The 11,589-nt window shown below is 36.7% G+C and carries 8 protein-coding genes; 4 read left to right on the top strand and 4 right to left on the bottom strand.

Annotated features, from left to right (window positions below; all coding sequences use genetic code 11):
• The first annotated feature begins 9 nt into the window (after positions 1–9).
• Positions 10–612 carry an ATP-binding cassette domain-containing protein gene (locus JEP40_RS02930; RefSeq protein ID WP_198622392.1) on the top strand — a complete coding sequence of 201 codons (603 nt, stop codon included), beginning with the start codon at positions 10–12 and terminating at the stop codon, positions 610–612.
• Between the two features lie 60 nt (positions 613–672).
• Here JEP40_RS02930 and JEP40_RS02925 read toward each other — a convergent pair whose 3' ends face one another.
• The 4 genes from JEP40_RS02925 to JEP40_RS02910 form a co-directional block, all read right to left on the bottom strand.
• Entirely contained in the window at positions 673–4,047 is a 3,375-nt protein-coding gene (locus tag JEP40_RS02925; protein WP_198622391.1) for an autotransporter domain-containing protein, read from the bottom strand.
• Positions 4,048–4,192: 145 nt separating this feature from the next.
• A complete protein-coding gene (locus tag JEP40_RS02920; protein WP_198622390.1) occupies positions 4,193–5,059 on the bottom strand; it encodes a YjjW family glycine radical enzyme activase in 867 nt (288 codons plus the stop codon).
• The gene (locus JEP40_RS02915) at positions 5,031–6,572 is read right to left on the bottom strand and encodes a YjjI family glycine radical enzyme (protein ID WP_198622389.1); all 1,542 of its coding nucleotides are present in this window, start codon (positions 6,570–6,572) and stop codon (positions 5,031–5,033) included. The genes JEP40_RS02920 and JEP40_RS02915 overlap by 29 nt, the downstream gene beginning before the upstream one ends.
• Before the next feature lie 237 nt (positions 6,573–6,809).
• Positions 6,810–7,526, bottom strand: coding sequence for a YtjB family periplasmic protein (locus JEP40_RS02910; protein ID WP_198622388.1), 717 nt, complete (start codon positions 7,524–7,526; stop codon positions 6,810–6,812).
• A 109-nt stretch (positions 7,527–7,635) separates the two neighbouring features.
• Between JEP40_RS02910 and serB the strand changes: the two genes are divergently transcribed.
• The 3 genes from serB to nadR are packed head-to-tail and all read left to right on the top strand — an operon-like array spanning position 7,636 to position 11,305.
• Positions 7,636–8,613 (top strand): phosphoserine phosphatase, encoded by a 978-nt coding sequence (serB, locus tag JEP40_RS02905; RefSeq protein WP_198622387.1) that lies wholly within the window; start codon positions 7,636–7,638, stop codon positions 8,611–8,613.
• A gap of 44 nt (positions 8,614–8,657) precedes the next feature.
• The gene (radA, locus tag JEP40_RS02900; RefSeq protein WP_198622386.1) at positions 8,658–10,049 is read left to right on the top strand and encodes a DNA repair protein RadA; all 1,392 of its coding nucleotides are present in this window, start codon (positions 8,658–8,660) and stop codon (positions 10,047–10,049) included.
• 11 nt (positions 10,050–10,060) lie between these two features.
• Positions 10,061–11,305, top strand: coding sequence for a multifunctional transcriptional regulator/nicotinamide-nucleotide adenylyltransferase/ribosylnicotinamide kinase NadR (gene nadR, locus JEP40_RS02895; protein ID WP_198622385.1), 1,245 nt, complete (start codon positions 10,061–10,063; stop codon positions 11,303–11,305).
• Positions 11,306–11,589 lie beyond the last annotated feature (284 nt).

The raw sequence follows: 11,589 nt of genomic DNA, 5'->3' as shown, positions 1-11,589 counted from the left end.
GTTATCTTTATGCCACTTTTAGAGTTAAAACAATTATCTGTTCAGCAAGCAGGTAAGATGTTATGGCAAGATCTCTCCTTTTCGTTAGAAGCAGGAGAAAGGCTGGGTATTTCAGCGCCAAGCGGTACAGGAAAAACGACATTAGGTCGTGTTCTAGCGCAGTGGCAAGCACCAACTCAAGGCTCAATTCTGGTTAATGACAAACCATTACCTGAAAAAGGTTATTGTCCTATTCAATTAGTCCCTCAGCATCCTGATAAATGCTTTAATCCATTTCGAACAACAGGAGATAGTGTTCGTGATGCTTGGTCGCCAGATAAAAGTTGGTTTGAAAAATTAAGAATAAAATCAGAATGGTTAACACGTCGACCTAATGAATTATCTGGCGGAGAATTGGCGCGTATTGCATTATTACGCGCGTTAGATCCTCGTACGAAAATATTGATTGCAGATGAAGTCACGGCACAATTAGACGCGAAGATCCAAGCTGATATTTGGCAAGTATTAATAGATGAAAGTCAAAAACGTCCTTTAAGTTTAATTATCTTTAGTCACAATAAAGCACTGCTTGAGAAAGTATCTACACGAGTTTGGTGGGTAGATAATGCTTAATAGTTTCTAAAAAAAACGCTTCCTATCCTTATGGATAAGAAGCGTGAGAACAAAAAATAATTAGAAACGATAGGTATAGCTCATTCCTAATTGCAGGTCATGATAACGATAGGTTGTCATTTCCCAATTAGCAGAAGTATTCAAGGATGCGTGTTTATCAAACTGATAAGTTAATCCTACACTGGCAAATGGGCGCTGTTTTAGCTGTTTTTTCTTTTCAGAATAATCAATATTTTGCTGACCTAAGTAGTCAATGTGGCTACGGAAATCACCTTGATGGTGTGATAAATTCCAGAGCAAACCAGCTTTAGTATTGAGTATAAATGAGGCACCTAATAAAGAGTCTACTCCTAATCCCATTTTAGCTAATAGTGAATACGTTTTGAGCGCATCGTAATGCGCTATAAATTCAGCGTTTTGTATTTCACTATAAGCTGAACGTGAGATTTGATTAAAAGTAAGCCCAGCAAATGGAGTGAGTATAAATTTATTTGATACAGTGTATGAATAATATCCTTGTAAATCAATGTGATAACCAGAGATCCTTGTGTTGCCTTTTCCTGCTTCCGTATTTTCTAATGCTTGTCTTTCGATTGATATTTTTCTATCTAAATAAGCCCCTTTTAGTGATAGATGTAATGCATTGTTATCTATCGTTTTATTCAGTGAAGGCGCGAGATCAACACGAAAACCGATTAATGGTAGTGGATAACCTTGATATTGATAGCCTTTAGGTAAAGAAGAGTGAATATCAGTATCAATCGCTAAACCGACAACTAAAGGTGTTTTATTGAGATCGAAACGATAAGCACCACTAAGGCCTGTCTGTGTCCCTTTTGCTTTATCAAGATACTGGTAATGCGTAAAGCCACTAATACAAGCTTTTTCTGTGCCTACATTACATGTTGCAGAGGCAATATAACGTAGTCTACCTTGTTGTAAATTAATAAATTGATAAGCGCTATTTGCAGTCTCTTGTATTGAACGATATGTATTTTCGATATCAATTGGTTTACTTACCACTAGTGCTGGTATTTTTGGGATATCAACTGGTTTAACGGGATCCTTAGTATCAACCGGTTTAACAGGCTCTTTGGTATCAACCGGTTTAACAGGCTCTTTGGTATCAACCGGTTTAACAGGCTCTTTGGTATCAACCGGTTTAACAGGCTCTTTGGTATCAGCTGGTTTAACGGGCTCTTTAGTATCAGCCGGTTTAACAGGCTCTTTGGTATCAACCGGTTTAACAGGCTCTTTGGTATCAGCTGGTTTAACGGGCTCTTTAGTATCAGCCGGTTTAATAGGCTCTTTAGTATCAGTTGGTTTAATAGGCTCTTTAGTATCAGTTGGTTTAACAGGCTCTTTGGTATCAACCGGTTTAACAGGTTCTATTACATTAACTGGGTTAACAGGCTCTTTAGCATTAACCGGTTTAGCAGGTTCTATTACATTAACTGGGTTAATAGGCTCTTTAGTATCAGTTGGTTTAACAGGCTCTTTGGTATCAACCGGTTTAACAGGTTCTATTACATTAACTGGGTTAACAGGCTCTTTAGCATCAACCGGTTTAGCAGGTTCTATTACATTAACTGGGTTAATAGGCTCTTTAGTATCAACCGGTTTAACAGGTTCTATTACATTAACTGGGTTAACAGGCTCTTTAGTATCAGCCGGTTTATCTTGCTGAAGTTTATCAAGTATATTTTTATTTTTATCATATTCATATTGGGTTATTTGTAATTGTTGAGCTAATTGACTTTGATTTAATAATGCTATGTCAGCTTGTAATTGTGTTTTTTGTGCATTATAAAATTTTTCTTTATCTTCATATTCTTCATATTGATCTGAGTATTTATTCCAAGCCTCTGCACCACCTTGGTCAATGATGTCTTCAATTCTTTTTCTTTCTTTTAAGGCTTCTTCATATTGAACAGTCGATTTTTGTAGCTCATTGGTTAGGTTAGATTCATATGTTTTATAAAGCTCATCATTTTTTTTCAGTTCATTTTTTATTCTATTAAAGTTTTTTTGAGCTAAATCAATATCTTTATTTTCTAAAATAGTATCAAGATGGATATTAATTCTTTCTTTTTCTTGATCAACTTTATTAATATTATTATTTAAATGCCAAGCAACGGTACGCCATGAACCTTCATTTTTTTGTGAGACCCCAAAAATAGTATTGCCATCTCTTGATATTGAATGAGCTTCTGATGAACCTTTATTTGTATTAAGAGATGGAAGTATCATCGTATTATTTTCTTTTTTCTGATAAACAAAAGCTTGTCTTATACCACCCATGTCAAAAAGTTTATAGCGATCCTGGTTGCTAGTATTAGATACCCAACCAATAATGATATTGCCATCTTCTGAAATATCTGTTGCTTCTGAATTATTATAAAGAGTCCATGTGGAAATATCTTTTATTTGTGAGATTTCTTTATCATTCATATTATAATAGTAAGCCCTACGAAGAATTCGTGGTTCTTTATTATTGTATTTTTTTCTTTCTTCGTACCAGCCAACAGCAATATTATTTTTAGAGATTGCATTTATTCTTGAACTTCCATATTCAGAAGTAGATATAAAGTTTATTTTTTTATTTTCATTATCATAAATAAAGGCTATTTTTATATCTTTATTTGCTCTTTTTTCCGCTTCGTTTTTAGGCGTTCTTGTGGATAGACCATGAAAATATCGGTTATCTAATGTAGCACCGAGAATATTTGAAAATAATGGAGTTGCTTCTTGTGATAGCTTTAAATTTCTATAAGTAGAAAACCTATTTTTTTCTTTATGATTTTTTAATTGAGTATTATCTATATCATTTAAAGGTATAGATTTATTATTGATATTATCATAGATAAAAAAGTTTTTTTTATTAAAAGGAATATCGTTTGTACGTGTGAGTATTTCTGTATCATAGGTTGAATAGAGAGAATATTGTCCATCTTGTGTAGTGAAGTAATAATCATCACTATCTAATATTTTATCAGATATTATTTTTTTTGTTTTTAGGTAAGTATCATAAGTAAAAAGTATAAATTCACCTGTAGAATAGCCACTACCAATTGCATAACGGCCATCATTTGATATTGATAATATATCTAGACTATTGATGCCATCAATTGATAGTGGCTCAAAATCATTTCCTAAATTATAGCTTATTTTGCTATTTTTTTTATCCGATATAATAATGATGTTTTTGTATTTTGATGAGAAGAAATTTGGCGTATTTCTGAAATCCATTGCGCCATGTCTATGTTCATTACTTTTAAAATCTCTTAGATTATTACGGTCTATTTCTGTAAAATTAAAATCAATATAATCAGATGATGTTAAATCATTTACTTTTTGTTCGGAATAACTATAGGAAGGTGAAATGGTTAACGCTATAATAATTGCGAGCTTTAATTTATCTATATATATCTTCATAAGATGTTCTTCCGTATTAAATTGGCAGGAAGTCGAAGGTTAAATAGATAATTTATAGTTGTCAATATAGAGAAGGTGTAATAAATGTAATTAGATTTTGTTGTATTTAATATAATTAATTGGTAATTATTTAAATTAATATTTGTTATACGTATGTATTTGGTGTTTTTATTAAATAAATATGTTTTTTATTAAGTTCTTTTTTTAATAATTCAACTTCTTCTTGCTTAGCAGAGCGCCATTGACCGGCTTCGCCATAAACACCGTGTTGATGAAAAGCATTTATACGAATATTTATTGATTCATCAAGTGAATTAATAAACTGGGAAAGTAATTCAATATTTTCTAAATAATCTGTTTTTTCTGGAATATATAAAAGGCGTAATTCTGTAAGTAATTTATTATTAGCTAACCATTTGATTGATTCTTTTATACGCTGATTACCTCGGCCAGTTAAATAAATATGAGTATCTTCATTCCAACTTTTTAAATCGATCATGGCGCCATCCATAAAGGGGGCGATTTTTTGCCAGCCACTAAGGGAAAGTGTGCCATTACTGTCGATTAAACAAGTAAGGTGTTTAAGATCAGGTGCTTCTTTGATTGCTTTAAAATAATTAATCAAAAAAGGAAGTTGTAACGTGGATTCACCACCGCTTACTGTTATACCATTAATAAATGCTGCATATTTGCGTGTAATAGCCATTAGTTCATCAACCGTGTAGGTCAATGTCATCGGACTTGATTGACGCGGGCATTGCTGAATACAAGTATCACATTGCTCACAACTGTCAGAGTTCCAACTTATAACTCCGTTTTGCAATGAAAGTGCTTGCTGTGGGCAAGTCGGAATACAGTCACCACAATTGTCACAGATCCCTATGGTGTAGGGATTGTGGCAATTTTTACAGCGCAGATTACACCCTTGCAGGAAGATGGCCAGGCGATTGCCCGGACCATCTACACAAGAAAAGGGAAGTATCTTATTTATCGAAACGCATTTGCTGTTCATGACTAATAACTCGTGGTTTACGTTCAGCAATATGACAATTTGCAGTGGCTTCATCACCTAGCCAAGTGGTATTTAGGCGAGAGCCTTCTTCTTTGTATTTTTTCAAATCAGATAAGCGCACCATATAACCAGTAACACGCACCAAATCATTACCACCCACATTGGCGGTAAATTCTCTTAATCCGGAGGAAAATGCCCCTAAGCAGAGTTGCATTAACGCATCAGGATTTTGTTTGATTGTTTCATCAACAGTTAAAATATCGCTAATTCCTGAGGTATAAAATTGATGGTGAGGAGCAACCGTCATTAAATGGGTAACAGGATCTGGCTCTTTACCATAAGGAATGCGGGTCGCAGGGGTTGTTCCAATATCAGAACTAATACCCGATTGTGCGTGTAGCATGGCTCGATGCTTCCAACCATATTTAACAGGTGTATCAGCGACAAATTGTGCTAATTTTTCGCTGATCATATAGCTAAGTTTGTTGGCAGAATCATTATCACCATAAGCGACTTGCTTGCCTTCTTTTTCAAGTAGAAGTGCTACGGCTTCTGCCATGCCGTAAATACCAAACATTGGCGCAAAACGATCAGGTGAGATAAGCCCTTCTTCTACTAAGAAGCTTTGTTGAAAGAAGTTCGATTTTTCATAGAGATATTCACAACGTGCATCAATAACCTCTATCTGTTTTTGCATATAAAATGGTAATGTTTTATCAAAAAAATCGTGACTATCTTGGCTGCGCTGTGCAACTTCTTTAAGATTTATACGCACTAAGGTGCTACCACCACCACTTTGAGGCAAAGAGTTATAACAACTGACAATGCCATATTCATCTTTGCCAAATACCGCATCTTGCAAGGTACCATTGGCAATATGTGGCTTACTACTATGGCAAATATTGGTGATTGCTTGATGAAGTAGGTCTGATGGTGTTGAATTCGCATCATAAATAAACGTAAGGTTAGGTGCGACTTGTTGAAGCTCAACATCTATTTTAAGTATTAAACGTGTAAGAACAGAGTCTTCAGGGCCAATATTGGCGTGCATAAAGGCATCTGGTAGCGTTCTGTCGAGATAGCGCCAGAAGCGTTTCAATTTAGGATAAAGCTGTTCTTCGGTGAGCTCGCCCACATAAGGCAGTAAGACTTTATCGAGACGCCCTAAATAAACAGGCATAGAGGTTACAGAAGGAACATGATGATAAAGAATAGTCAGCATGTTTAAGGCATCATCAAAGTCTTGGGCGGGTTCGAGTTCTAAATAACGAGACCCCTGTGCTAAAAACTTCGCGTAATCAGGTAATACATAACGCGGTTTATAAGGGGCGTGACCTTCATACATATCACAGATAACCCGTTCATTAAGTGCTTTTGTTGCATCCACAGGAAGTGAGGGATAAGGCAGCATATTTTCAGCTTCTAATGCAAGAAAATGACGTTTTTGTTCCGGGGAAAGGGTTGGGTTTTCTACGATTTGTCGACAACGTTGGATAACAGATTGTTCAGTCATAACCACCTCAGTACTCAAAGAGCCAGAAAAAGATTTAAAACCTATCTTTTTAGGTTAATGACTTGGTTAGAATTTACCGTGACTTTAAACAAAACCCCTTTAAAGATTAAGGAAATAGCACAAAAATACGTATAAATTAGATATATCTAAATTGAGTTATGGCTAATTAGAAATAAAAAAGCGAGTTCAGCTAATGAATAACTCAACTCACTTAGTAACTTCTCAATAGAATAAAAATTATGACTTCTCTGTTTTATTCTCTGCGCTGTTATCTTCCTCAGTAGATCCTTTCTCTTCATCACTATCGAGCTCTTCAGCCCCTTCTTTTTCAGTACGAGGTGGTAAATTGGCCGTTAATAAATAAGGAGATTGTTGCCAATGAACAGGTGTTAACTGAAGAAGGTTGTGAGAAAGTAAAAAGCCAATGGCGAGCGCAACTAACAGCATCACGCGTAATAAATTTGTTGTGTTATCGACTTGGCTTGATTCCGTGACCAACTGGTGAGTATCTAATGTCAGCCTTAAAAAACCCTTCGGTTTATCTTTGCCCGGTACGGGAACAACAAGTTGGTGATTAAAAGAACCTCCACTTTTTTGCCCTTCCAGTGCTAATCGCTCTTTAACAGTGACATTTTCACCACTATGCGCTATTTGTGTACCATCTTCTAAATAAAGACTGGCATCAAGCACCCGACTATTGTGAGTTAGATGATTTAAATTAGCCATAATGAGGGGATTTACGTTATCTTTGCTACTGTCATCCAGATAAGTGGATAAAGAGAACGCAACTTGTTCTGCCAGCGTTTTTGCAAGCTCTTCAAACTGGGTAATACGGGCATGCTGATTAGCACGGCTAAAATAAGACGCGCCCTGCATAAGAAATGCCAATAGTGCGATACAAATCAGTATAATCGCCGTTTTTTGTAGTTTGAATTTTAGTTTGTCTTTAAGCATGTTCATCCTTTTGCGTAAGCAAGTATGTGCATGTTGCCAGATGAGTCAGAGATAGAATAGGCTGAATAACGATTATTTTGTTCAGACAGGGGAAAACAGGAGAATAAGTATGTCAAATAGTCTGACCTATTGCTATTTACCGGATGAAATCCGTAAATGGCCAGGTCTGCCGTTATCACTCAGTGGTGAAGAGGTGATGCCACTGGATTATCGTGCTGGTGATAGCGGATGGTTACTTTATGGTCGCGAACTTGATAAGAAAAGAATAAGCGAGTTCCAACATAAATTAGGCGTAGCCATTGTTGTGGTTTCTTCATGGCGTATTGATGATTACCAAGTGGTGCGTATCGCCGGCAGTCTAACCCGTAGGATTCGCCGTTTATCTGATGAATGTGGCCTAGATGTCGTTCCACTAGGTGAAATTCCTCGTTTACGTTCTCCTGGACTTTTAGTCATGGATATGGACTCAACGGCTATTCAAATTGAGTGTATTGATGAAATCGCCAAACTTGCAGGAGTGGGGGATAAAGTTGCGGCAATAACAGAGCGCGCTATGCAAGGTGAAATGGATTTCAGTGAAAGCTTAAAACTCCGTGTTGCTGAACTTAAAGGTGCCGATGCTTCTATTTTGCAAAAAGTGATGGATGATTTACCGCTAATGCCAGGATTAACCAGCTTAGTGCGCAAACTTCAGTCAATGGATTGGCATATTGCTATTGCGTCGGGTGGTTTTACGTACTTTGCGGACAATTTAAAACAAAAATTACGATTAGTGTCTGCTGTTGCTAATCATCTTGAAATTAAAGATGGCAAGCTAACAGGTAAAGTTAAAGGTACTATTGTTGATGCAAAATATAAAGCACAAGTGCTCGTGCGTTTAGCTAAAGATTTAGAGATCCCAATGGAGCAAACCATAGCCATTGGTGATGGCGCAAATGATCTTAAAATGTTGAGAAAAGCAGGGTTGGGTATTGCCTACCATGCAAAACCAAAAGTGTATGCTCAGGCAAAAGTTGCTATTCGCCATGCCGATTTAATGGGTGTGATGTGTATTTTAAGTGGTGGTTTAAAACACGAAGAGCGTTAGTGCTAAACGCGTTTTTTTAGAATTGTTATCGTAGGGAGAGAAGTGTGGCAAAAGCAGCAAAAAGAGCCTTTGTATGTAATGAATGTGGTGCAGATTATCCTCGTTGGCAAGGGCAATGTTCGGCTTGCCATGCGTGGAATACAATTACAGAAATTCGTCTTGCTGCGGCCCCTTCCTCCCGTAATGAGCGTTTTAGTGGCTTTGCGGGTGATGCTAAAGGGGTTAGTCGAGTACAAAAATTATCTGATATTAGTCTTGAAGCACTACCTCGTTTTTCCACCGGATTTAAAGAGTTTGATCGTGTATTAGGTGGCGGTGTGGTTCCTGGAAGTGCAATTTTAATTGGGGGTAGTCCTGGGGCAGGTAAGAGTACATTATTGCTACAAACCATGTGCCGTTTAGCAACAGAAATGAAAACGTTGTATGTCACCGGTGAGGAGTCACTCCAACAAGTTGCGATGCGAGCACATCGATTAGGTTTACCAACCGCTGAACTGAATATGTTGTCAGAAACCAGTATTGAGCAAATTTGTTTAATTGCTTCACAAGAAAATCCCAAATTAATGGTGATTGACTCTATTCAAGTGATGCATATGGCGGATATTCAATCTTCACCGGGTAGTGTTGCTCAGGTTCGTGAAACGGCTGCTTATCTAACTCGCTTTGCTAAAACCAATGATGTTGCCATTATTATGGTGGGACATGTAACAAAAGATGGCACATTAGCGGGACCGAAAGTGCTGGAACACTGTATTGATTGCTCTGTTATGCTTGATGGCGAAACAGACTCTCGTTTTCGTACTTTACGTAGTCATAAAAACCGTTTTGGTGCTGTTAATGAATTGGGTGTCTTTGCAATGACAGAGCAAGGATTACGAGAGGTGAGTAATCCTTCTGCTATCTTTTTAAGTCGAGGGGATGAAATCACATCAGGCAGTTCTGTGATGGTGGTATGGGAAGGAACAAGACCTTTATTGGTTGAGATCCAAGCGTTAGTTGATCATTCAATGCTATCAAATCCGCGCCGTGTGGCTGTGGGATTAGAGCAAAATCGTCTTGCTATTCTACTTGCTGTTTTACACCGCCATGGCGGATTACAAATGTCTGATCAAGACGTTTTTGTCAATGTGGTGGGAGGGGTTAAAGTCACAGAAACTAGTGCTGATTTAGCCTTGTTATTATCATTAGTATCAAGTTTTCGTAATCGTCCTTTACCACGTGATTTAGTGATATTTGGTGAAGTTGGCCTTGCGGGTGAAATTCGACCTGTACCTAGTGGGCAAGAGCGTATTGCAGAAGCGGCAAAACATGGTTTTAAACGAGCCATTGTACCGAGTGCAAATATGCCAAAGAAAAATCCACCAGATATGAAAGTGTATGGTGTGAAAAAACTGTCAGATGCATTATCTGTTCTTGATGATTTAGAAGACCTCTAAAGGAGCTAATTATGGGACCTTTTGATTATATCAAACAGGCTATCAGAAAAAATGGATATACTTTACAACACGTTGCTGATGAAAGTGATATGACAAAAGGCTATCTTAGCCAATTGATTAATAATAAAATCAAGAGTCCCAGTGCGCAAAAAATGTCGGCATTACACCAATTCTTGGGGTTAGAATATCCCGTTAAAAAGAAAACAATTGGTGTGATTTTTGGTAAGTTCTATCCTCTTCATACAGGGCATATTTATTTAATTCAACGTGCTTGTAGCCAAGTTGATGAACTACACGTGATCCTCTGTCATGACGAACCTCGCGATAAAAATCTATTTATTAACAGTGCGATGTCACAGCAACCGACTGTCAGTGACAGATTACGCTGGTTATTACAAACTTTTAAATATCAAAAAAATATTCGTATTCATGAGTTTGATGAACATGGTATTGAGCCACAACCTCATGGCTGGGAAATGTGGAGTGAAGGAATAAAAACTTTTTTGCGTGAAAAACAAATTGCACCTGATTTTATCTATACCAGTGAACGTGATGATGCGGATCAATATAATGCTTTCTTAGGGATTGAAACGGTATTGATTGATCCAGAACGCTCATTTATGAATATCAGTGGCAGTCAAATTCGCCAAGCACCTTTTAAATATTGGGAATATATTCCAACAGAAGTTAAACCCTTCTTTGTGCGCACTGTGGCTATTTTAGGCGGTGAATCTAGCGGTAAATCAACATTAGTCAATAAGCTTGCCAATATTTTCAATACAACCAGTGCATGGGAGTATGGTCGCGATTATGTTTTCTCTCATTTAGGTGGAGACGAGATGGCACTACAATATTCGGACTACGATAAAATTGCATTGGGACATGCTCAATATATTGATTTTGCTGTTAAATATGCCAACAAGGTAGCTTTTATTGATACGGATTTTGTCACTACCCAAGCATTTTGCTTACGTTATGAAGGTAAAGAACACCCTTTCGTACAGGCACTTATTGATGAGTACCGTTTTGATTTAGTGATTGTTTTAGAAAATAACACGCCATGGGTAGCGGATGGTTTACGCAGTTTAGGCAGTGATAAAGATCGTCGACTCTTCCAAACTTTACTGATGGAAATGCTAGATAAAAACAATATTGAGTATATCAAAGTTAACTCACCTGATTATGATGAGCGCTTCTTAAGTTGCGTTGAATTAGTCAGAGAATTATTGATGATGCAATCAAAGCATATTGAGTGAATACATAAATATAAAACGCCTTAAGGGGCGTTTTATATTTAAGAATAAAAATAATCACTGATCTCAAAACTCAACACTTACCTCTCGAAGTAAATTCCTTTTATTTATTATTCTTTGCCACTGATGCACTATCAGAACAAAATCACTTACCAAAAGATAAAAATATATAAAAAAATCTGTCAAATAAGCTATCTACGCAATAATGCTATTTTTTTCAATAAGGTGAAAAAGGTTACTGAAAATTAATTCAGGGATCTTTATGATAGATATCAGGTATAGATTTA

Source organism: Proteus vulgaris, assembly GCF_016239305.1.
GTDB lineage: Bacteria > Pseudomonadota > Gammaproteobacteria > Enterobacterales > Enterobacteriaceae > Proteus > Proteus vulgaris_C.
This window is presented reverse-complemented; position numbering and strand designations above follow the sequence as displayed.

Coding starts and splice junctions, on each gene's coding strand:
- JEP40_RS02930 (WP_198622392.1), top strand. CDS start 10: ATGCCACTTTTAGAGTTAAAACAATTATCTGTTCAGCAAGCAGGTAAG.
- JEP40_RS02910 (WP_198622388.1), bottom strand. CDS start 7,526: ATGCTTAAAGACAAACTAAAATTCAAACTACAAAAAACGGCGATTATA.
- nadR (WP_198622385.1), top strand. CDS start 10,061: ATGGGACCTTTTGATTATATCAAACAGGCTATCAGAAAAAATGGATAT.
- JEP40_RS02920 (WP_198622390.1), bottom strand. CDS start 5,059: ATGAACAGCAAATGCGTTTCGATAAATAAGATACTTCCCTTTTCTTGT.
- JEP40_RS02925 (WP_198622391.1), bottom strand. CDS start 4,047: ATGAAGATATATATAGATAAATTAAAGCTCGCAATTATTATAGCGTTA.
- JEP40_RS02915 (WP_198622389.1), bottom strand. CDS start 6,572: ATGACTGAACAATCTGTTATCCAACGTTGTCGACAAATCGTAGAAAAC.
- serB (WP_198622387.1), top strand. CDS start 7,636: ATGTCAAATAGTCTGACCTATTGCTATTTACCGGATGAAATCCGTAAA.